The sequence below is a fragment of the Acidovorax benzenivorans genome (genome assembly GCF_028680575.1).
Classification (GTDB): Bacteria; Pseudomonadota; Gammaproteobacteria; order Burkholderiales; family Burkholderiaceae_C; genus Acidovorax; species Acidovorax benzenivorans.
The window spans coordinates 235,985-259,212 of sequence record NZ_JAPCKI010000002.1; the positions used below are offsets into that span (position 1 = coordinate 235,985).

Consider the following 23,228-nt stretch of genomic DNA (forward strand, 5'->3'; position numbering starts at 1 on the left):
TGTTGGGGCATTCCATGAGAACTGTTTTTAGAAATCTGATGGGCGCGCTGGGTGCTGTGACCCTCTTTTCGCTGCTGGCAGGCTGCGGAGGGGGGGGCGCGGAGTCGGCTACGACGTTTCAGACCACCCGCGTGGAAGGCTGGGTGCAGCCCTCCAGCGCTGATCAGGGCGTGCCGTATGTCAAGTCGCGCGAGGCGATGGATCTACCAACGCCTGCAAAAATCCGGCTTGGTGCCGTTGCACAAGAGAAGGCAGTACCTTTCACGTTGAAGAGTGGCGTAGCGCCTCGTCTGATCGGCTTGGCCCGCGATGTGAATGCCACGGGCGCATCAGCCCAGACACTGCAGCAGTTTCATTGGAGACCGACCGATTCGGGAGGGCTGGTGGCTGCCATCAACTTTTCTTCAGAGGGGGCGCATGGTTTGCGTCTCGGTGTGGTGGCCAAGCAGTTGCCCGGGGGCTCCGTGCTGCGCGTCTACAGTCCGGCAAACGCTGGCACGGTGTTTCAGATCCCTGGCCAGGAGGTGCTGCAGCGCATTCAACGACAGAAGCTGGCAGGGGATACCGGCCTGGACGGACAGACTTGGTGGACCCCCGACTTGGGTTCTGACGAAGTCACCTTGGAGGTAGAGTTACCTCCGGGGGCACCCTTGGGCGCACTCGACATTGCCATTCCTCGCGTGTCCCATATCTTTGAGAATCTATCGCTTCCGACGGAGGACGATTTCTCCACGAAGATCAACGAGTCAGCAGCCTGCCAACTGGACGCCTCCTGCTACGACGCATATGCAAATCAGCGTAACGCGGTCGCACGGATGATCTTTACTTCTGGGGCCAATACCTACCTGTGCACCGGCACTTTGCTGAATGACAGCGTTTCTTCGGGTACGCCCTATTTTTTGACTGCCAATCACTGCATTTCGTCCGCCGCGGAAGCTGAGTCGCTGCAAACAGACTGGTTTTACAGGACTCCGATATGCAATAGCCGTATCTTGTCTTCCACGTCGGAGAGACGGCTGGGTGGGGCAACTTTGCTCTACGCTTCCGACGGCTTCGATATGACGTTGCTCAAGCTCAATGAGGCTCCTCCGGCAGGCGCATTTTTTGCCGGCTGGGATGCGGGTGTACAGGCGGTGGGCTCGGCCGTGGCAGGGCTGCATCACCCGCGCGGGGACATGCTCAAGATCAGTTTCGGCTCCATCGGCGGGCAGACCTTCTGCACTCCTTCAGGCTCAGGCACGGAGTTCCAGTGCATAGGCAATTCTGGCAACTACTATCAGATCAACTGGAGCCGTGGAACAACGGAGGGCGGCAGCAGCGGGTCCGCCCTGTTTAACAGTGCCAACCAGGTGATTGGCACTTTGTATGGCGGCAGCTCGACCTGCTCATCCGCAGCCTCCCCCGAGTTCTATGGGCGGTTTGACATTGCTTTCAACACGGCATTGAAGAACTGGCTCGCCCCTGTGTCTCCCGCTCCTTTGTCCAATGGACGCGTTGCCGTCTACCGATTCTTCAACGGTACGACCGGCGCCCATTTTTTCACCACCAGCGTGGCTGAGCGCGACAATACGATACAGACGGCGCCCAGCTTTTCTTATGAAGGCGTTGCCTTCTTTGCGCAGGCGGCCCCCGCGACTGGCAATACTGCGGTGTATCGTTTCTATGGTCTCGTGGGCGGCGCGCATTTCTACACCAGCAGTGCACAGGAAAGAGACACCGTGCTGAATAGCATGCCGTCATTCCGCTATGAGGGCATTGCCTGGTATGCCGTACCCAGTCCGACTGCCGGCTCATCCCCCGTGTACCGTTTTTACAGGCCCTCGAAGCAGGTCCACTTCTACACGATCAGTTTGGCAGAACGTGACTCCATCATCGTCAACAACCCTGAATATGTTTATGAAGGTGTGGGCTACTACGCGTGGGCCAGCCAGTAAGCCTTGACATGACCATCCAGACCGACGACTTCGCCCCCGCCTCCGCCAAACGCGTCATCTCCGCAGTCCCCGTATCCCCGCAAGAGGAGGCCATTGAGCGTGCCCTGCGCCCCAAGCTCCTGCAGGAGTACGTGGGCCAGGCCAAGGCGCGCGAGCAGCTTGAGATCTTCATCGGCGCAGCGAAGAAGCGCGGCGAGGCGCTCGACCATGTCCTGCTGTTCGGCCCGCCTGGCCTAGGCAAGACCACGCTCTCGCACATCATCGCGGCCGAACTGGGCGTGAACCTGCGCCAGACCAGCGGCCCCGTGCTGGAAAAGCCCAAGGACCTGGCGGCGCTGCTGACCAACCTCGAAAAAAACGACGTTCTCTTCATCGACGAGATCCACCGCCTCTCGCCCGTGGTGGAGGAAATCCTCTACCCCGCGCTGGAGGACTACCAGATCGACATCATGATCGGCGAAGGGCCTGCAGCGCGCAGCATCAAGCTCGACCTGCAGCCCTTTACCCTGGTGGGCGCCACCACGCGCGCGGGCATGCTGACCAACCCGTTGCGCGACCGGTTTGGCATCGTGGCGCGGCTGGAGTTCTATACGGCCGAAGAGCTGGCGCGCATCGTCAAGCGCAGCGCGGGGTTGCTCAACGCGCCCATGGACGACGAAGGCGGTTTTGAGATCGCCCGCCGCTCGCGCGGCACACCGCGCATTGCCAACCGGCTGCTGCGCCGGGTGCGCGACTACGCTGAGGTCAAGGGCGATGGTCGCATTACCAAACCCATTGCCGACAAGGCTCTGGCCATGCTCGATGTGGACCCGCAAGGCTTTGATGTGATGGACCGCAAATTGCTCGAAGCCGTGATTCACCGCTTTGACGGTGGTCCCGTGGGGCTGGACAACATTGCGGCCAGCATTGGCGAAGAGGCTGGCACCATCGAAGACGTGATCGAGCCTTACCTGATCCAACAAGGTTTCTTGCAGCGCACGCCCCGTGGGCGCATTGCCACACTGGCGGCGTTCCGCCACCTGGGGGTTACGCCGCCGAAGGCGAGCGGGCAAGATCTGTTTGGGGTGTGAGGGCGGTGGCTGGGGCTGGCTCTGCGCGGGCTGCCCCCCGCAGTATTCCCGCCACGATCAGTGCCTGCGCTGCGTAGTAAGTCGCCAGCACCCACACCTGCGCCATGGGCAAGGGGTGCACAAACCGGTTGGTGGCCAGCAGCGAGTCGCTGAGCATGAAAAACCCGGCGCCGATGGCGACCAGCAGTGAAGGGGCGTCGCGCAACACCGTGGCCCGGCCGATGGCCTGAGCCGCCATCAGCGCGATCACCAGCACATAGGCCGCGACCGGCAATCGCAGCGCAGGTGGCAGGCCACCGGCCCACAGAAAGGCGTACATGGCCGCTCCAATGCCCAACGTAGCGGCCAGTGCACCCCGGTGCGGAAACCACCCCTGTCCGCTTTTGAACAGCGCCACATAGAACAGATGAGCTACCAGAAAGCTCACCAAGCCGGGGATGAAGAAGCCCTGGAACATGAGGAACGCATCGCCTGCCAACGACCCGCCCAGGGCGGCGATCAGCAAGATCCAGGGCATTTTTGAGCCGAATGCACCCCTTGCGCCCGTTGAATATGCACTGATAGCTATCAAAACAATAGCAATCACCATGGTCAGCGGTTTGAACAGCCAATGCCATTGCGTGAACCCCAGCGCACTGGTGGCCGTGGCCAGCGCCGCGCTTTGCAGCATCAGCGCCATCAGCATGCCAATGCGCCTCTGCATCACAGCGCCCAGCGACCATTGCATCGTCAGCAGCACAGCAAACCAGATGGCGTTGTGCACCAGTGGCGCCGCATCGGCTTGCCACAAAAAGGCCGCCACGCCCGCGAGCAGCAGCACAAACTGCACCAGCGCAAACCACTGCACGGCGTGCGACATCGGCGGGTGGTAGAGCGCCATCTGCGCCATGCGGAAGGCCGGTTTGGGAAAACGCTCCGCCACATCGGCGGGCCGCCAGCCGGGGGGCTTGATCCAGACCTTGAGCTTGTCGAGCCAGCTGCGCGCGTGCCAGCTGTCGTGCGCCAGCGCTGCATACACCTGCGCGTTGGCCCACAACGGGTCCCAGCTATTGAGCAGGCCGCGCGTGCCGTACACGCACCGCTCCTGCTGGTCTTCGTCCTTGAAGGTGCCGAACAGCCGGTCCCACAGGATCAGGATGCCACCGTAGTTCTTGTCCAGGTAGGCGTCGTTGACGGCGTGGTGCACGCGGTGGTTGCTGGGGCTGCAGAACCAGCGGTCGAACCAGCCCAGGCGCCCCACCTGCTCGGTGTGCACCCAGAACTGGTAGAGCAGGTCGACGAGCGCCACCACACCAAACACCAGAGGCGGAACGCCCGCCAGCGCCATCGGCACATAAAAGATCCAGCCCAGCAGCGCGCCCGAACTGGTCTGGCGCAGTGCGGTGGAGAGGTTGTAGTCCTGACTCTGGTGGTGCACCGCGTGCGCGGCCCACAGCACCGCTGACTCGTGCCCCATGCGATGCAGCCAGTAGTAGCAGAAGTCGTAGAACACCAGCGCCAGCAACCAGCCGGGCAGGCTTGTCCAGAACGCATCGTCGCGCCACAGCGCCACGTGCTCGAACAGGGCCGTGTAGATGCCGATGCGCAGCAGTCGCGTGAACACTGCGCTGGTCTGGCTGAGCATACCGAGGCTGATGCTGCTGACCGCATCGGCCAGCCGGTAGGTGTTGCGTCGACGTTGGTAGCCGATGGCCAACTCAACGGCGATCAGCAGCAAGAAAACGGGTGTGGCAAGGACGATGATCTGGCTGGGGCTCATGGGGGACACCAAAATGTCCGCCGATTTTTGCCCCAATCAGGTCAGCGCGCCTCTGGCATCAACCCTGATTCGGTGAACCACTAAAACCGCCCCCAGCGAGTTGTATCCTTTTCTGAGCTGCCTATGCGGCAATGAACCACTGGGAGGTGTACCTGCGCGACGAGAAGCTTTTCTGAGCTGCCTATGCGGCAGTGAACCCGAGCAAAGCACCGCGCACCTTCCCGCGCGTTTTCTGAGCTGCCTATGCGGCAGTGAACATCGCGCTCAGTATTCGTGTTCTCAGCCATACTTTCTGAGCTGCCTATGCGGCAGTGAACGCTCCCCCTCCTGCCCCGGCTGGGCTGGCGCATTTCTGAGCTGCCTATGCGGCAGTGAACTTTCAGGATGGCCCGGCGGGTCGCTATTTGATTTTCTGAGCTGCCTATGCGGCAGTGAACCACCAGGGCGCCCGCCCTGGCCCCGGCCGCAATTTCTGAGCTGCCTATGCGGCAGTGAACTCCGGCGCCCAGACCATCGACGGCGTGAGCGTTTTCTGAGCTGCCTATGCGGCAGTGAACTTGTCGCGGCGCTCGCGCAATCGACGGCTCATTTTCTGAGCTGCCTATGCGGCAGTGAACCACTACGTGAACGCGCGCGGCTGCCCGGTGGTTTTCTGAGCTGCCTATGCGGCAGTGAACCGAAGCCCCTTGAAAGAGGGGCGATCCCTGATTTTCTGAGCTGCCTATGCGGCAGTGAACAGTTTGATGCACTTCATAAGAAGGCGCTTTTGTTTCTGAGCTGCCTATGCGGCAGTGAACGCCGCTCCACCACGAAGTCATCGGCAGGCGACTTTCTGAGCTGCCTATGCGGCAGTGAACTTTGACCGCCAGCCATCGCCGGGTGTCTTTGATTTCTGAGCTGCCTATGCGGCAGTGAACGCTTTGAACTTGGGGTTGATCGCCTGCAGGTCTTTCTGAGCCGCCTATGCGGCAGTGAACAATGCGGGCCGTGGCGCGGGTCTCGGTGTCCTTTTCTGAGCTGCCTATGCGGCAGTGAACTGCCCGAGAACTCATTCAAAGCAAGCGGCACCTTTCTGAGCTGCCTATGCGGCAGTGAACCAAGTTCGCCCGCCGCAAGAAGCGCCTGGTGTTTTCTGAGCTGCCTATGCGGCAGTGAACATCGTTGACCTCCCCCCGCATCACCCCGGCATTTTCTGAGCTGCCTATGCGGCAGTGAACCTGGCCCATTGGCTGCAGGCGCCTCGGTGACTTTTCTGAGCTGCCTATGCGGCAGTGAACTTACACGGGGGGCGATGGCGCTGGAGGTCTGGTTTCTGAGCTGCCTATGCGGCAGTGAACGCCTCCAGGCCATCCACCTTGCCATCGGCAATTTTCTGAGCTGCCTATGCGGCAGTGAACGTTGATTGTGTCGTCGCCCAGGCCCACAAACTTTTCTGAGCTGCCTATGCGGCAGTGAACCCCGGCCAGCGCCTAAGCCCCGGCCATGCACTTTTCTGAGCTGCCTATGCGGCAGTGAACCAGGAGGCCGTGGGCAGCGCCGCCCTGCAGGTTTTCTGAGCTGCCTATGCGGCAGTGAACAGCTCAACGTCCACAGGCGGGATCAGATCCGTTTTCTGAGCTGCCTATGCGGCAGTGAACCAGCACCTTGTCCCAGTCCTGTTCCACCACCTTTTCTGAGCTGCCTATGCGGCAGTGAACGTGACCGGCATCAACCAGCAAGAGTCCGTCACTTTCTGAGCTGCCTATGCGGCAGTGAACGGGGATGGGCTGGAAATTGCCAGGTGCTGCGTTTTCTGAGCTGCCTATGCGGCAGTGAACGGTGTCGCTGCTACCGGGCACCGCGTTGAGCATTTCTGAGCTGCCTATGCGGCAGTGAACCCCCGGCCTTGTGCCGGACTGCGCAATGTGATTTTCTGAGCTGCCTATGCGGCAGTGAACGGTGGCTGGAGCGCGCATAGTGCGCAAGGACATTTCTGAGCTGCCTATGCGGCAGTGAACCAGAGCCACCACCATATCGCGGCGGACTGGATTTTCTGAGCTGCCTATGCGGCAGTGAACTTCCCCATGGTTGAGAAGTATTCGCTATCAAGTTTCTGAGCTGCCTATGCGGCAGTGAACCCTTACGTGGCAGATCCGAAGATCGGCAGCAATTTCTGAGCTGCCTATGCGGCAGTGAACATTGGGGTAGTTCGCATCCTGCGCCCAGGCAGATTTCTGAGCTGCCTATGCGGCAGTGAACCAACCGCAGGCCGTGGCGGGCGGGGAGCCGGTTTTCTGAGCTGCCTATGCGGCAGTGAACGGTGTTGGCTTGGCGAAAAAGGGCACAACCGTTTTCTGAGCTGCCTATGCGGCAGTGAACGGGTATTCCGTGGCCGACTCCGCGAAGGAATATTTCTGAGCTGCCTATGCGGCAGTGAACTTTCCTTTACTACTGCCAATGTGGCGTAATCATTTCTGAGCTGCCTATGCGGCAGTGAACGAACACCCCAGGCGAAAGCAGGCCAGTCATTGTTTCTGAGCTGCCTATGCGGCAGTGAACCGTGCCAGGCAGCACGAACGCTGCAGCCTATTTTTCTGAGCTGCCTATGCGGCAGTGAACGCGGCCCGCTTCACCCTTGGCCCGCAGGAAAGTTTCTGAGCTGCCTATGCGGCAGTGAACGTTCACGCTCACCGAGGGGTGGAAATCCACGCTTTTCTGAGCTGCCTATGCGGCAGTGAACGCGGCGCGGCCGGTGTCGCTGTCGCGCAGGTATTTCTGAGCTGCCTATGCGGCAGTGAACGAATCGCCGGATGAACTGCTCGTGCGTGAGCATTTCTGAGCTGCCTATGCGGCAGTGAACTACAACTGGGGCCAGGGCAACGTGCAGCGAAATTTCTGAGCTGCCTATGCGGCAGTGAACGATACTGGTGGCCTTACGCGCCTTCGTGAACATTTCTGAGCTGCCTATGCGGCAGTGAACGCGCGGGCAGCACGGGCCTAGGCCTCACGGCGTTTCTGAGCTGCCTATGCGGCAGTGAACTCATACGTGACGGTGGACGCGCTGGGCCTGGCTTTCTGAGCTGCCTATGCGGCAGTGAACTTCTTTGCAATCCATGTTCCGCGCCTGTTCGTTTTCTGAGCTGCCTATGCGGCAGTGAACGTGGGTATTGGCCTGTCATCTCACCGCTCCTATTTCTGAGCTGCCTATGCGGCAGTGAACCCAGACGCCGATGGGGGATGCCCTCCTGTTTCTTTCTGAGCTGCCTATGCGGCAGTGAACGCCGGGTGGAAATCACCCGTTTGGTTGAGATTTTTCTGAGCTGCCTATGCGGCAGTGAACCCATGGATCGCTGCAGGACATACGCAAGGCAATTTCTGAGCTGCCTATGCGGCAGTGAACCCATGGATCGCTGCAGGACATACGCAAGGCAATTTCTGAGCTGCCTATGCGGCAGTGAACCTACAACCTCGGCATGGGCAACCTCGGTCTGGTTTCTGAGCTGCCTATGCGGCAGTGAACGTATGGAGTCAAGGCGTAGTTTGCGACGTTATTTTTCTGAGCTGCCTATGCGGCAGTGAACTCCGGCACCCGGTCATCAGTCGCTTGCTTGACTTTCTGAGCTGCCTATGCGGCAGTGAACAACCCATCCAAGCTGATGGGCGATGGCTACCATTTCTGAGCTGCCTATGCGGCAGTGAACGGTACGCTTGGCAGCGGCAGCATCAGCCCTTGTTTCTGAGCTGCCTATGCGGCAGTGAACTTCTCGCGCACCTGGTCTACGCTGATGCCGTATTTCTGAGCTGCCTATGCGGCAGTGAACGCTGAAAGGGTCTCCACCATGGCAGGGCGGCTTTTCTGAGCTGCCTATGCGGCAGTGAACGATTTCGCGGGTGTATGCAAGGATGTGCTCTTTTTCTGAGCTGCCTATGCGGCAGTGAACCTCTCTGAAGTTGTGAAGCGTGATAGCGATGGTTTCTGAGCTGCCTATGCGGCAGTGAACGCAGGCATCAACCCGCGCGTGGACCAGGTGGTTTTCTGAGCTGCCTATGCGGCAGTGAACGCCCTTGAGCTTGCCCTGTTCGATCTCGGGATATTTCTGAGCTGCCTATGCGGCAGTGAACCAGGTCGGTGGCCAGCGCTTGCCCTGGCGTGATTTTCTGAGCTGCCTATGCGGCAGTGAACCAGGTCGGTGGCCAGCGCTTGCCCTGGCGTGATTTTCTGAGCTGCCTATGCGGCAGTGAACCTCCACTCTCAGCGAAAAATTGCGCCGTCGAGTTTCTGAGCTGCCTATGCGGCAGTGAACGTAGCTTTCGGCGCCGTCTTTCATGGTGCCGTATTTCTGAGCTGCCTATGCGGCAGTGAACTTGTTTCGTCCAACCTGACGCCCTCCGCTACGTTTTCTGAGCTGCCTATGCGGCAGTGAACCACCCGTACACCACGCGCACGCGCGGCACGAATTTCTGAGCTGCCTATGCGGCAGTGAACGTTCCGCACCGGCACAGCAGACGAAAGCGACTTTTCTGAGCTGCCTATGCGGCAGTGAACCACGGCGCTTGCGCATAACGCGCAGGGTCTTTTTTCTGAGCTGCCTATGCGGCAGTGAACGTACGCATCCTCTTTGTTGGTGAACGATCCAATTTCTGAGCTGCCTATGCGGCAGTGAACTTCGGTCTGTGCTGAATGACGCACCTTTGACTTTTCTGAGCTGCCTATGCGGCAGTGAACTGAGTGGTTTTGCCCCGAGGGTTGGTATGAGTTTTCTGAGCTGCCTATGCGGCAGTGAACGGTCGCAGCTCGGGAACGGGGCCGGTGGTGCATTTCTGAGCTGCCTATGCGGCAGTGAACGGGCGGGCCAGAAACGAAAGAGCCCGCTGGGTTTTCTGAGCTGCCTATGCGGCAGTGAACGCCAAGGAGGCGCTGCGAATCGCGCACGAAAATTTCTGAGCTGCCTATGCGGCAGTGAACAAGAGTGACCGCGCAGGGCCAAGGTCGGGGCAATTTCTGAGCTGCCTATGCGGCAGTGAACTTGCGAATGTCCGAAGCCATCCAGACGCGCATTTTCTGAGCTGCCTATGCGGCAGTGAACAAACAAGCGAGCCCGCTGGGTTGCGGGCTCTGTTTTCTGAGCTGCCTATGCGGCAGTGAACGAGTTGAAGCGCATATCAACACCGTCCTGAGTTTTCTGAGCTGCCTATGCGGCAGTGAACAAAGCGTGGTTGGCGATGTAGCGGACTTGATTTTTCTGAGCTGCCTATGCGGCAGTGAACTCGATGCAGCCGCAGGCCTGGCCGAGGTGTCTTTTCTGAGCTGCCTATGCGGCAGTGAACATGGAGGCAATGTTTCTATCCAGACCAGCAAATTTCTGAGCTGCCTATGCGGCAGTGAACCTGAGCGCATCGCCCGTTGTCTTGAGTCCACATTTCTGAGCTGCCTATGCGGCAGTGAACTTGCTCTGGCCGGTTGCGCATGTCGTCCTGGCTTTCTGAGCTGCCTATGCGGCAGTGAACACCGCTGCGCGTCCACCGCATCTGCCGTTGCTTTTCTGAGCTGCCTATGCGGCAGTGAACTTCATCCTCTGGCGACGAATTGGCCGGTCTGTTTTCTGAGCTGCCTATGCGGCAGTGAACGCCGGTATTTTGAAGAGTGCGAATGATTCGGTTTTCTGAGCTGCCTATGCGGCAGTGAACTATCAGTCTAGCCCCGTAACTTCCTGATTTTTAAAGAACATTCCCCTTCCAAGCCAAAACACCCCAATTCCTGGGGTGTTCTGTAAGTGCTTGATTCCAAAGGGCCCGTCACCGGCCCCGAAAAAAGGGTCAAAACCAGGGCACGGTCGCTTCGTGACCCAGGCCGTAGGCGTTGAAGGCCCCCGCCACCGCGTGCGGTTGCAGCGAGCCGTGCTCCACGCACAGGCAAAACGGCTGGCCTGTGCTGCTGCTGCGCAGTTGCACAAACGGCAGGTTGGGGAGTCGCTCCACGGTGTCGGGGATGGCGGTGGCAGCCTGTTCGGCGGTTTCGCCTTTGCGTTGCATGCGGCGGCGGCGCAGGCGGTCCACACTGGTTTTGAACTGGCGGCGGCGCACGGTGCGGTGCGGTGCATCGGCAGGGGCCTGGCGCAGTTCGCTGACCTGGGTGTGGTCGCGCATACCCTTGAGCCAGTCTTGCCCCATCAGGCGCTGCAGTGCATCGGGCGTGCCGTGCAGGCGCAGCACCGCGCCCAGGGTGCGCCGTGTCAGTGGCTGGCCGATGTGCTGCGGGTAGCTCACGCCAATGTCGGTGGTCTGCCCCAGCACCAGTGCCCGGTGCAGCTTGGCCACCAGCGCACCCAGCAGGTGCGCGTGGCTGAACTCCGGGTCGGGCAGCAGGGTGATGTTGATGTAGTGCGTGGTCATGGGGCCTCGCGCATCAGCTGGCGTCGCCAAACACGCCGCCACGGATCAGCACCGCCATCACAAAGTGCTGTTGCTCTGCGGGGGGCACCTGGTCTTTCAGCAGCCAGTTGTCCAGCAGGGTGTAGAAGTCCAGCTTTTGCTTGGGCTGGCGGTAGGCCTTGCCCTGGGTGGTAACGGAGCCGTAGGGCTCCACCGCGATGGGGCCCAGTTCTTCAGCGCCTTCGTACCAGGTGTCGATGGTGCGGATGGCGTTGCCGATTTTTTGCGAGTGGATGGCGGCCACGCCGTCCACGTGGTACAGCGTCTTGCTCTTGCCGGCGCTACCTTTGTCCAGAATCAGCTCTTGCGATGGGAACACCTCTTGCCCCGCACCCTGGCGCACAAAGGCCGTCACCCGCAGCAGCACATGTTGCGAACCGGCCAGCCCGGCGGCAATGGCTTGGCCCAGTTCGTCTAGGCCTTCTGCTTCTGTATTGATAGCGCCTACCGCCCGTGTATTAAGCGCCAGAGCATCAAAAGACCATGTATGTGCGGACTGCCCGCCCTGCATCTGGTCCACAGTCACTTCCACCTGTTCGGCCCCGGCGCGGTTGCGCCACAAGAAGCGGCCATTGGCCAGGTTGGCCGCGTAGCGCCGGGCCAGCTCGCCAAAGCCGTGTTGCTGCACATAGCCCTGCACGGTAGCCAGCAGCTTGGCCTGGTAGGCCGCGCTGTTGCAGGCCGATGGCGTGCCTGCGCCGCCCAGCACGCGCAGCGTGAACTGCACTTTGAGCGTGTCGGCCTCAGCGGGCAGGGCGGCCACATCTACGGTTTGCAGGTTGGGGTTCTCGATGGCGGCGTCCAGCTTGGCGGGGTCCTGGTCTTTGGCCTTGAGGCGGTTGCTGATGGTGCCGCGCACGGACTTCGGCTTGATGGTGACGGGCTGCCACGCGTGCGACTGTGCGCGGTCGTCCCAGCGGCCTGCATGGAACACGGCATCGGACGGGTCCAGCTTGCGTTCAAAAGCCAGGACGGAAGCGGTAGTGAGTTTGTCGGTCATGGTGTCAATCCTTCAAAAATGGGTGTGTTGAATGCGAAGGGGCTGATACGCGGGGCTCAGGTGTAGTCATAGGCCTCGGCGTCGTCCCATTCGTCCAATGCGTCAGTGCGCGCCGCGGCATTTGCGTTGGCGTCGTCCGCGTGTGCGGGCTTGTAGGCATTGCGGCAGCGGTACAAGCCTTTGGCCTCGTCGGCTTCGGCATGCCACAGCAACTGGCCCAGATGGGTCAGGCGGTGCGGGCTGATCCACTCGCCCAGCGCATAGACCGACTCCACAAACCGCAGCGGTACCGTCGCATCGCGTGCGTTGCGTACGGCGCCAGGGGCGTGTGTGGGCGTCAGCGCGGCATAGCCAACGGGGATGGGAACTACCCAGCCGCTGCCCTTGGGCCGCCACGGGTCTGCCCATGGCACCTGCCCGTCGGGTGCTGGTGTGCCGCCGTCAGGCACCACAGGCTCGTAGTTAAAACGGGCCGCATGCAGCCAGGAATCCAGCAGTGTGGCATCGGGCTGTGTGGTGAGCAGGTCTTGCAGGCGCTGGGCCAGCAGGTCGTCGCGCCCCACCAGGGCAAAGCCTGGCAGCCATTGCCGCCGCCATTGGCGAAACGCCTTCTCTGCCGCCACGGGGTCTTCGGGCACGATGGCCATCCAGGGCCGCACGCGCTTGCCCGGCACCGGGCGCGAAGGCAGCACGCTGCCGCCCGCCACGCGCATGCCCGCCAGGATGTGGCCTGCTTTCGCAGCCCATTCGTCCAGCTGCGCCTGGTTGCCTTGCACCAGCGCTGCCGGGGTGCCGGGCGTGCGCTTTTCTGACACGGCCAGCACCAGCGTGATCTGCAGGTGCATGCGGCCTTCTTCCACGATGGCGGCGGTGCTGCCGTCTTTGTCCACCGGGTTGCGCGTGAGGTTGAAGCTGCGCACGTAGCCCTGTGTGACCTGCTCCTGGTGGTGGTGGCAGACCACGCCCACGCCGTGCAGTTGCAGCGGCACGCCAGCCTGGGCCAGCTTGCGCTCTAGCGCCCACATCACGCCCGTAAAGGCCGTGATGGACGGGAAGCCGTGCGTGAGCGGGCTGGCAATGGCGTTGGCGTTCTGGATGCGCAGGTGGGGCAAAACGAGGATGGCTTGGGGTTGCAGCGGGCTCATGGGTTCTCCTCCCGCAGTGCTACCAACTCCGCATGTGTTTTGCGGATGGGGATGTAGTGCGGCGCATCCAACTTGTCGCGCAGTTCGCGCAGTTGTTGCTTGAAGCCATCTTCATCGGTCAGCAGCACTTTCTTCCACTCGCGTGCTTCGGCATCACCCATCGGCAGCTTGCCGCGCAGTTGTGCGTTGAGCCAGTTGCCGAAGGCTTTGCCGATGGCTGCGGGCCAATCCATGTACAGCCAGTCATGTGCAAATTGGGCTTCTTCGGGTATCTCTGTGCGCAGAGGGTCAAGCCAAAGCGTCTCTTCGTAATCGAGCTTTTCAAAGCGCTCGTCATCCCGGCTCCAACCCGGGGGCAGGATTTGTTGCAATTCGGCGGCCAGCGAGACCAGCTCGTCTACCAGAGTGTCCAGCAGCTCTTCGCGCCGCTCACGGGTCGCCAGGTTGGCGTCGGGGGCGGACTCCAAAAACACCCGCAGCGCCCGCACGGCCCGGCGCGCTTCGGGGCGGGCGATGAACAGCCGGTCGAACACCGAAGCTGCATGCACCGGCAACCGCACCGCGCTGGCCTGCCACTGCGGCGGAAGCGACGACAACAGGTAATTCATGCCCCGCCGCTCACTGTTGAGCTGGCTGATGTTCTGCGGTTTGGTGCCGCCCATGTTCTGTACGGCCAGGCCTGGGTAGTCGTGGAACACGCCGTCATGTGCCTTGCGTTCGCGCCGTGCCTGGCGGGCGGCTTTGTTGGTCTCGCCAAAACGGTCTTCTTGCACCTGGGCGTGCACCGCATGCGCCAGCGACGTGGCGTACAGCGGGGCCAGCAGGGTGTAGTCGGCATCCTCGCCGGCGTCGCTGCCCGTCAGCCAGTACAGCTGCTTGGCCAGGGTGTGGCTGCTGGGGCCTTCGGCACGCGGCTGGGTCAATGACACGAATGCATCGCGCAGTGCCTGGGCTTGCGCCGGGTCGGCGTGCAGCGCAGCCAGGGCGTTAGCATCCTGCGCCAGCAAGGCGGTGAGCAGGCTGCGCCCGTTCACTTCCAGCTTGAGCAGCTTGTACACGTCCAGCGCGGCAGCGTTGCCCACCACATCGCCCACAAAGCGTTCGCCCAGTGCGTGGCTGCCCAGCTCGGCCAGCGGGGGAAGGGTGCGGGGCTCCACATACAGGTTGGTGCCCCGCGCATCGGGGTGGATGGGTTTGAGGGAGTGGGTAACGGCCTGGATTTGCTCCACGCGCTTGGCCGCGCTGGCCAGCCACACATCATGGGCGAATGAAGCAATCACTTCATTGTGTTGGGGATCGTCAGGCTTGAGCTTGTCGAGCTTGGCTTGCAGTCGCTCTTGCAGGAAGGCGCTGATGGCCGCTCGGTAGCCTGCCTTGCCACCTGTTGCAGGGGCTTCAGACATGGGAATACCTTTCCAAAAGGGTTGGAAGCTAGAATTCCCCGGTCAGCACAAAGCCAACCGGGGGATAGGTTTGGACGGCAAGCCGTCATACGACTAATAAGGTCAAGTGGTTGCTAAGCACAAAGCCTCCTTTCTTCTGGTGCCTGCTGGGCACGTTGCTGAATCAACCGTGGTGCAACTGGTACTTGCACCACGGTTTTTTTGTTTATTAAAAAATAACCAGTCAACTTGATATTTTTGACGTAGTCAATTTATCTGCTATTGGTCAATCATAAAGGTGGCGTGCTATCTTTGCAACATCTGCTGAAAAGCAGCTCAGAAAAGTCAGCTAGACAATTTGGCTGTCGATCCACTGCCGCACAGGCAGCTCAGGTTTTCTTCGTAAAGCCCAAGCGCTCATCCCACCACCAGCCCGCCTGAGATTCAGGCAGGCTGGCGGTGGCATAGCGTTTTGCGCAGTGCTCCAGCGACAAGCCCCGCGCTTGTGCCAGTGCAGCCAGTTCCCCCATCAAGCTCATCTGCGGCCAGGGCGATACGCTGGGTGATGCCAGTTGCGCCGCAGGCACGGGGTGGCACAGACTTTGGTGGATGGGCACATAGAGCTTTTCGTAGCGTCGTTCTCCGTCTTGCACGCGGTGCAGCCACAGCGTTTCTTCTTCCTCGTCCGGTAGCAGGGCCACGTCGTCGCGTTGTTGTGGGTCGTAGCGAAAGCGCTGGCACTGCGGCAGCAGGCCGGTGAGCCAGAGCTGACCGGGGTGCGCCCAATGCAGGAAGGCCGCGCGCTCGGGGGCGGTGGTGTGTTTGCTGGTTCCAGAGCGTTGCAACATGGCATCGCGCATGCGCTCGTGCTCCAGGTCGGCCCAATGACGGCGGGGATGGTATTGCGCGGTGGCCACTTCAATGCGCGGTTGGGCATCCACTGCCCACGGTTCATCGTCTTTGACCAAGCGCGTCATCAGTTGGCTCAGGTTATGGCTGTGCAGGTAGAAGTTCTGTGCAGCGTCGCTCGACCCTGGCGGCTGTGGGTCCATTTCAAAGCCTGGTTTGCAAAACGCCGCTTTGCTCTTGTCTTTGAAGTGCCGCAGGTTGCTGTCCAACACCACCATGTTCACCCCGCCCACAGCCCCGGGCCGATGCCGCCGCACGCGCCCGGCGAGCTGGATGAGCGAGCGCATGGACGAAGGCTCCACCACGGCCCAGTCGTAGTCGTGGTCGCGGCCTACTTCGGTCACGGGGCTGCCCAGCACGATAAACAGGTGGTGGGGCTCGGGGTGGGCGTCGATGAGCGCGCGCAGGCCCGGGCGTTGCAGCGCGGGGTCTTGGCCGTCCTTCGCGCCATGGCGGTTGAGCAGGGTGTCCAGCTGCTGTTCGATGGCCGAGCGCAGCAGCAGGGGAAACTGCGAGTGGTACACGCACAGGTGGACGCGAACCTTGCCTTGCAGCGCTGGCGGCAGGGCATCGGCTGCGTACATGGCCAGTGCCACGTCATACAGCGGGGCAATATTGGCCATGCGGATGAGGCCCAGGCTCACGCGCTTTTCGCTGGCGGCGTGGGTGGTGGTATCCGTGCTGTGGTTGTGGGGCCGTTGGTGCAGCTCCCACGCTTGCTCCAGTACTAGGCGGGCAAAGTCTTTGCGGCGCTCTGCTTTTTGCATGCCGTGCCAGGCGTCGGGTAAGGGTGCGATCTGCGCAAGGCGCCGCACCTCAGCGTGTTTCAGCTTGGCTACCCGCTTTTGCACGTATTGGGTGTGTGCTTTGCGGAAGGCAGCGCCATCCGCACAGTCTTGCGCGGTCTGGTGGAACTCGTCGACCCACAGGCAGCAGATGTTGGCGGGCTCGCTGGGCCGCTCGCTGCGGTGGCGCTGGTACACGGCCCGCCCGGCGCGGTAGGCACGGAAGAGCCCTTCCACCAGCGCGGGCGCCAAGGTGGCCGATGACAGCAGCACGCGGCTGCCCAGCAGGCCCGCCCAGTGCACCAGCCGGGTGAGCGCGGGCAGGTCGGCCATATCGAAGTCATCGGGCTCGTCCAGCACCAGGTCGCCCGTCAGCAGGCGCAGCATCGGCGCGATCTGACGGCCGCCACGCAGGCTTTCGGTGGCGGGGGTGAGGTGGTCTACGGTGCAGACCAGCAGCGGTGCGGCAATCAGGGCACGGGCCTTGGCGTCATCCGTGAGGCGCTGCAGCAGCGGGTGCTGGTCGTTGCCTTCGTAGAGCACCGTTCCCGCTTCGTCCAGCAGCGCCTGGCTCGATGCGGAGCCGGTGGCTTCGGCCTGCTGCTCCCAGTATTCAAACAGCGCCCGGCTGGCCGCGCCGCCGACCTGGATGGCCAATTGCTCGTCACTCAGTTGCAGGTCGTGCTGGAACACGCGTCCTGTCTGCAGCGTGAGCGTGCGCAGTCCCATGGCAAAGGCGCAGCGCATGCCAGCGGCCGGGTCGGCCAGCGCGTTCATGATGCGGGCGTTGCCCAGCGTCTTGCCGCAGCCGGTGGAGGCCATGTTGACGATGAACGCACCTTGCTGCGCTGCGCGGGCGCGCACGCTGGCGGCTAGGTCGGCGGCCTTGTCTTGCCAGGCAAAGCGTGGGTCAGCGCTGCGCTTTTTGAGGGGCTTGTGGTTTTTGAGCGCAGGCAGGCTGCGCGTGAGGCTGGGCAGAGACCGTGCCACCAGCGTGGCGTGGGCCTGCACGCCCAGCAGGTGTTCGTCCAGTGTTTGATTGAAAATTGGGCTCTGGTGCTTGTCTAATAAGCGCGAGCAGCTATTGTTTTGATAGTGATTGCTGCGTGTGTTGGCGTACAGCGGGTAGCCTTCGTTGAGGTACGGCGTCCGCACGGTTTTGTCGGTAAGACTGGAGTAGTGGTGGTCTGCCAGCATGAGGCACAGGCGGGCGACGTGCATGGCAAAGGGGTCGTGCAGCACCGTGTCTTGACCGGGTGCCTGCGACAGGTCCAACAGCTTGCGTGCGTAGCGTGCTGCCTGCTTGCGCCAAGCGGGCGTGATGACGGGCAGCCCGTGCGGGAAGTGCCAATGGGCACGCACCGTGGCGGGTTCTGCGTGTTCGCGTGGCTCGTTCCAGTCGGCGCTAACGCGTAGCAGCACGTCGTTGAGTTCGCTGGTGTTGATGAAACTGGGCCGTGCACCAAAGCGGCGGTAGGTGTGTCTGCTGTCCTCTTGGTCCTCGGCATCCATGCCTTGTGCCTGCTTCACCGGCAGGCAGGGCAAGCGGTGGTGAGTGAACACCAGCCAGGTAACGGCCTGGGCCAGCGGCGGCAGGCGGGCGAACGGCAAGCGTTGCGAGGCCTGAGGCTCGTCCAGCCCATCGCGCAGCAGCCGCCCGCCAGCGTGGTCCAACCACGGTGTCTCGAATGCCTGGGCATCCCCCTCCGCCTCGGCACATGCCGCAAGCCGCTGCAGCCAACCGTCATCGTCGTCCTGCCCCACAAAGGCCTGGAATAGCCGCACGGACACCCACTCATGCCGGTAGTGGTTGCGCTCGCGCACGCCGACGTTCTTGAGCTTGTCTTGAAACGCCTGCGTGGCCTTGCCCAGGTCATGCAGCAGGGCCGCGAGCGCGGCCAGGGCGGTCATCAGCGGCAGGTGGTGCCAGGCGTTTTCGTCACCGGCGCGCAGCACGTTGCTGGCCGTGGTGTTGGTGGGCACGGCGCCCTGGTCGTTGAATTGGCTTGCGTCGCCCACCACCCACAGCAACTCGCTGTGGTCGCGCCCGCGAATCCAGTGGCAGGCCACGGCAGTGTTTTTGCGCGCTGTCTGGCGCAGCAGCTTGCGCACGGTGTCCAGCCCGGCCTGGGTGATGGGTGTTTGCCAGGTGCGCTCGCCGCGCCGCTCGGCAAATTGGTCGAGGATGCGGCGCGTCTCCGCCAGTGCGCGCTTGTTGCACTGGGAAATGAACAACACATTCATGGTGTGGGGCGGGCCGTGGCTTGCTGCGCGGTGGCGATAGCGATGGCTTTGAGAGTATCGATCATGAAATCCAGCGATTCGCTTTGCGTCAACGTTTCAATGCAGCGTCGCCGGAACTGCTGCTCGTCGTCGCCCTGCATGGCCGACAGGAACGCCTGGGGCAAGATGGCTGCGTCCTTCACCAGATCTGCAGCATCGAATACCAGGCCACCTCTTCGTGTCTTGCCATGCAACACCGCCAGACCGTGCGGTAAGCCCAATACCCAGGTGGCCGTGGCGCCCAGGCCGTAGGCCAGGTAGTTTCCATGGTCCAGAAAGCGGTTGGCGGCATCGGTGCCGCTGCCACGCTTGGCGCGCGTGAATTCGCCGTAGCGTGTGGCATCGACCGCCAACTTGAACAGGGTTTTGGTGAGCTGGGCTTCGTCCGTGAGCAGGGCGGTCACGTCTGGGGCCGTGGCAATGCGTTGTGTGAACTGCCCTGCCAGCGCGTCCAGGCGCGTTGCTTCCACGGCAAAGCCAGCCTCCCGCAGGGGCCGCGCCAGCCACTGCTGCCGCAGGCGTTGCAAGCGGGCGGTCTGTAGTGCCTTGGCCGCCATCAGGCGCAAATCGTCGTCAAACCAGAAGCGTACCCAGGCCTGCAAGTATTCCGTGGGCCGGTATTCGGATTGGGGCGCGAACCAAGCGACCTCGATATCCATCTCGTTGGCGCTGAACAACGGCGTACCACCTCCGCCCGCAAAACCCACCAGGACGCCGGCCTTGGCCAGCTCGCGCATGGCCGCCTGGGTGATCGAGGTGCCAGTGCCCAGCAGGATGCTGGTGGTGTTGGCAATGGGAATGTTCCAGTACAAGCTGCGCTTGCCCATGTCGGTGACGTACTCCACGCGGCCACCATTGACCAAGACGCGGCAATGCTCCAGGTAGTAGAGATTGGCCCGCTTGGAGTGCAGGATGGTCTTCAGGTCAGATGATGCAATGGCTTCCATCGCATCAGTTTTGCCCAAAACGGCAGGTACATCACGGAAAATTTGGCAGATTCAGCCCCTGCACTGGCAGTGCTCAGTCGATCGCTCAGGTCAGCGCGCCTCTGGCATCAACCCTGATGATGCGCTCCACCGTGCCAGCCGCCAAACCGCCGCGCACACCGATCAAAAAGTCATGCAGATTGACCGTGGGGTCGCAGTGACCGGGGATGAGCCAGAGCATGTGACCCAGGCTGGGCAGGCGGGCGTCGGGGCCGTCGGCGTACAGAAGGCCGTGTTCGTCGCCGCCATTGGCGTAGCGCAGGGTGCGGTCGGCGGGCAGCAGGGCCACCGTGGGCAGGCCGGAGTCGATGGCGTGGCTCTTGTGGCCTGCGTCGCACACAGCGTGGGTGTCGCGCACCGACACCACCTGGGTCTTGACGTACAGCGCGTTTTCAAACGCGGGCTGAGCGGGTTCGCGCTCGTTGCGGGCGTAGTCGGCATCCATGAAGAGGAAGGAGCCTGCCTGCAACTCGCCAAACACGCCGCTGGCGGCCTCGTGTACCAGGGTGCCGGTGCCTGAGCCGGTGATCAGTGGCACAGGCAGCCCAGCGGCTTCGATGAGCTGGCGCGTGTGGTCGGCGGCGCGCACCACGGCGGCAATGGTCTCACGGCGGCCCACGCTGCTGGCTAGGTGCTGCGCGCGGCCATGGTAGGCCTGCAGCCCCGCAAAACGCAGGCGCGGGCTGCGCGCCACGGCCAGTGCCAGCGGCACGGCGGCTTCGCCGGGGGGTACGCCGCAGCGGCCCTGGCCCACGTCGATCTCGACCAGCACGTCAATGCCCGCATCGCTGCCGGATTGCGCCATGGCTTCGGCCAGGCGCTCAATGCCGTCGATGTGGTCCACGGCCACGCCCAGGCGCCCGCCGCCTGCTGCCAACTGCGCGGCCAGCCGTGCCACGCGGTGCAGCTTGGGCATGGCGATGACCTGGTTGGTGATGGTGATGTCATCCACGCCACCGGCCGCCAGCGCCTCGGCCTCGGCCACCTTCTGCACACACACGCCCTGGGCGCCTGCGCGTTGCTGCAGCAGCGCGATTTCGGCACTCTTGTGCAGCTTGGCATGGGGGCGCCAGCGCACCTGGTGCTTGCGCGCAAAGTCGGCCATGCGCTGGATGTTGCGGTCCATGGCGTCCAGGTCTACCACCAGGGCGGGGGTGTCGATAGCGTCCACCCGCTGGCCGATGGTGGATTGCAATTCAGGCGTGGTTTTCATCGCGCAGGACAATTTGGTCAAGGTGTTGGGTGTCCGCCCAGCCGACGAGGGTGAGGCCGTCGGGTGTCCACAGCAGGCGGTTGATGGCGGCGTTGGACAGTTGCCAGGTGCGCGGCGCCTGGATGTCCTGGCGCGTGGCCAGGCGGTACAGCACGTCGAGCACACCGCCGTGCGCCACCATCACCACCTGCTCGCCCACATGCTGCTGCGCGAGGGTGGTCACGGTGCGTTCGATACGCTCGCGCAGCGTGACCAGCGACTCGCCGCCCTCGGGCGTGTAGTGTGGGTCTCGCTTGCGCCAGCGTAGAGCGTCTTCGGGCAGCTCGGCCTCGATCTCGGCAAACGTGCGGCCTTGAAAGTGCCCGAAGCTGCGCTCGCGCAGTCCGGGCTCGGCCGTCAGCGGGGCGCCGGTGGCGCGGGCCACGGCCTGGGCGGTGGCGTGTGCGCGTTGCAGGTCGCTGGAGTAAATGGCCGCTATCGGCTCGCCCGCAAGGGCCTGCGCGACCTGGTCGGCCTGCCACAGGCCCGTATCGTTGAGAGGAATGTCCAGGTGGCCCTGGATGCGGGTGTCCACATTCCAGGCGGTTTCGCCGTGGCGGATGGCAACGATGCGGGTGGCTTGCATGTCAGTTTTCGATGGCGTTGGATGTAGCTCGCAGCCGATGAAACCGGCGGGGAGCGCCGCGCAGCCGCTCAATGGGAGGTTTCATTTTTGCACCAGCGGCAGGCGCACTTGCCGGGGCCCCTGGGGCGGCTTCGGAAAGCCGTTGAGCGCGGCGTCGAACAACACGCCATAGACGGCCGGGTCGCTCACCCACACATCTTCGTGCACGGCCGAGGTTTCGTATACGACGGCCTGGGTGCTGGCGTCGCGCATCACGACGCTGACCGCGCGGCGGTGCAGGGGCGTGGGCTCGCCAAAACGCCACATTCCATGCACGCCCCAGCCTCTGCCATACCAGCCGCCCATGCCCCAAGGGCCAGGGCCATACGCACCGTAGGGCCCGTAAGGGCGGAAGGGGTCGTAGCGCGGCACGGCGTCGGCCTGCACGCCCAGTTGCACCAGCAGGCGGGGGGCGGCATCGTCGCGTTGCAGGCCGGCGCTTGCCAGCGACTGTTCAGCGAGTGCGGCGATGGCGTCAAATGATGGCGTTTGCTGCGAAGGCAGGCGCTCGATGCGGTAAGTGGCGGGCGCGGGCACGGCCGCCAGGGTGGAGAAGCTCTGCACTTGCCCCTCGACCACGCGCGTGGTGCTGCAGCCCACGAGCAGGGCGGTGGCCAAGCCCAAAACGAGGGCGTGGATCCATCGGCGTTGCGTTGTCATGGTGAGACGCTCCAGAAAAAGAAGTCTCCATGAGAGTGCCGCAGCTCGCCGGGGTTCACGACAGCTGCACCACCTGCACGCCTGGCAGCGATGGCGACGGTGCCACAAACTCTTCCTTGTCAAAGGCCTTGTCGCCGTCTTCGCTGGCGATGCCCGTGGCCTTGGCGTTTTGGAAGTCGTATAGGCTGCCGTCCAGCAGGTGTGAGGGCACCACGTTCTGCAGCGCGTTGAACATGTTCTCCACCCGGCCCGGGAATCGCTTTTCCCAATCGCGCAGCATCTCGCCCACCTGCTTGCGCTGCAGGTTCTCCTGGCTGCCGCACAGGTTGCACGGGATGATGGGGAAGTTGCGGTGCGCGGCCCAGCGGGTGGTGTCCTTCTCGGCCACGTAGGCCAGCGGGCGGATCACCACATGCTTGCCGTCGTCGCTCACCAGCTTGGGCGGCATGCTCTTCATCTTGCCGCCAAAGAACATGTTCAGCAGCAGCGTTTGCAGGATGTCATCGCGGTGGTGGCCCAGCGCGATCTTGGTGCAGCCCAGCTCATCGGCCACGCGGTACAGAATGCCCCGGCGCAGGCGGCTGCACAGGCTGCAGGTGGTCTTGCCCTCGGGGATCAGCTTCTTGACGATGCTGTAGGTGTCTTCGTTCTCGATGTGAAACGGCACGCCGGTGGTGGCCAGGTATTCAGGCAGGATGTGCTCAGGGAATCCGGGCTGTTTCTGGTCGAGGTTCACAGCCACCAGGTCAAAGTGGATGGGCGCGCGGGCCTTGAGCTTGAGCAAAATGTCCAGCAGCGCATAGCTGTCCTTGCCGCCCGACATGCACACCATCACCTTGTCGCCTTCTTCAATCATGTTGAAGTCCACGATGGCCTTGCCGACCTCGCGGCACAGGCGCTTTTCGAGTTTGTGGGTTTCGCGCTCGATCTTCATGCGAGCGGCGCCGCTCGCTGCGGCTTCTGCGGGCTCGTCGGTCCAGTGGGAGGGGTTGGCGAGCGTGGGGATGGAGGTTGGGGCTTCGTTCAA

The 23,228-nt window shown here is 62.6% G+C and carries 13 protein-coding genes and 1 CRISPR repeat array; of the genes, 2 read left to right on the plus strand and 11 right to left on the minus strand.

Annotation, left to right across the window (positions count from 1 at the left end):
* Nucleotides 1-14: 14 nt before the first annotated feature.
* Both OIN59_RS04535 and ruvB read left to right on the plus strand, forming a co-directional pair.
* A complete protein-coding gene (locus OIN59_RS04535) occupies nt 15-1,934 on the plus strand; it encodes a trypsin-like peptidase domain-containing protein (protein ID WP_274107534.1) in 1,920 nt (639 codons plus the stop codon).
* Between the two features lie 8 nt (nt 1,935-1,942).
* The gene (gene ruvB, locus OIN59_RS04540) at nt 1,943-3,004 is read left to right on the plus strand and encodes a Holliday junction branch migration DNA helicase RuvB (RefSeq protein WP_274107536.1); all 1,062 of its coding nucleotides are present in this window, start codon (nt 1,943-1,945) and stop codon (nt 3,002-3,004) included.
* Here ruvB and OIN59_RS04545 read toward each other — a convergent pair.
* From OIN59_RS04545 to ttcA, 11 genes are all read right to left on the minus strand, one after another.
* A complete protein-coding gene (locus tag OIN59_RS04545; RefSeq protein ID WP_274107539.1) occupies nt 2,961-4,763 on the minus strand; it encodes a lysoplasmalogenase family protein in 1,803 nt (600 codons plus the stop codon). The genes ruvB and OIN59_RS04545 overlap by 44 nt on opposite strands.
* 109 nt (nt 4,764-4,872) lie before the next feature.
* Nucleotides 4,873-10,430: direct repeats of the CRISPR family, unit length 28 nt; unit sequence TTTCTGAGCTGCCTATGCGGCAGTGAAC.
* Between the two features lie 129 nt (nt 10,431-10,559).
* Nucleotides 10,560-11,135: a type I-F CRISPR-associated endoribonuclease Cas6/Csy4 gene (gene cas6f / locus OIN59_RS04550; RefSeq protein WP_274107541.1), complete on the minus strand. Its 576-nt coding sequence runs from the start codon at nt 11,133-11,135 to the stop codon at nt 10,560-10,562.
* Nucleotides 11,136-11,148: 13 nt separating this feature from the next.
* Nucleotides 11,149-12,174 (minus strand): type I-F CRISPR-associated protein Csy3, encoded by a 1,026-nt coding sequence (csy3, locus tag OIN59_RS04555; protein WP_274107543.1) that lies wholly within the window; start codon nt 12,172-12,174, stop codon nt 11,149-11,151.
* 56 nt (nt 12,175-12,230) lie between these two features.
* Entirely contained in the window at nt 12,231-13,319 is a 1,089-nt protein-coding gene (gene csy2 / locus OIN59_RS04560; protein ID WP_274107545.1) for a type I-F CRISPR-associated protein Csy2, read from the minus strand.
* The gene (gene csy1, locus OIN59_RS04565; RefSeq protein WP_274107547.1) at nt 13,316-14,722 is read right to left on the minus strand and encodes a type I-F CRISPR-associated protein Csy1; all 1,407 of its coding nucleotides are present in this window, start codon (nt 14,720-14,722) and stop codon (nt 13,316-13,318) included. The genes csy2 and csy1 overlap by 4 nt, the downstream gene beginning before the upstream one ends.
* A gap of 368 nt (nt 14,723-15,090) precedes the next feature.
* A complete protein-coding gene (cas3f, locus tag OIN59_RS04570) occupies nt 15,091-18,639 on the minus strand; it encodes a type I-F CRISPR-associated helicase Cas3f (protein WP_274107550.1) in 3,549 nt (1,182 codons plus the stop codon).
* A complete protein-coding gene (gene cas1f / locus OIN59_RS04575) occupies nt 18,636-19,625 on the minus strand; it encodes a type I-F CRISPR-associated endonuclease Cas1f (RefSeq protein ID WP_274107552.1) in 990 nt (329 codons plus the stop codon). Before cas1f ends, cas3f begins: the two co-directional genes overlap by 4 nt.
* Before the next feature lie 85 nt (nt 19,626-19,710).
* On the minus strand, nt 19,711-20,877 hold the full coding sequence (locus tag OIN59_RS04580; protein ID WP_274107554.1) for a DSD1 family PLP-dependent enzyme: 1,167 nt from the start codon (nt 20,875-20,877) through the stop codon (nt 19,711-19,713).
* The gene (locus OIN59_RS04585; RefSeq protein WP_274107556.1) at nt 20,861-21,502 is read right to left on the minus strand and encodes a histidine phosphatase family protein; all 642 of its coding nucleotides are present in this window, start codon (nt 21,500-21,502) and stop codon (nt 20,861-20,863) included. Before OIN59_RS04585 ends, OIN59_RS04580 begins: the two co-directional genes overlap by 17 nt.
* Before the next feature lie 81 nt (nt 21,503-21,583).
* Nucleotides 21,584-22,201 carry a DUF4136 domain-containing protein gene (locus OIN59_RS04590; RefSeq protein ID WP_274107558.1) on the minus strand — a complete coding sequence of 206 codons (618 nt, stop codon included), beginning with the start codon at nt 22,199-22,201 and terminating at the stop codon, nt 21,584-21,586.
* A 55-nt stretch (nt 22,202-22,256) separates the two neighbouring features.
* Complete coding sequence (ttcA, locus tag OIN59_RS04595) at nt 22,257-23,228, minus strand: tRNA 2-thiocytidine(32) synthetase TtcA (RefSeq protein ID WP_407655064.1); 972 nt, start codon at nt 23,226-23,228, stop codon at nt 22,257-22,259.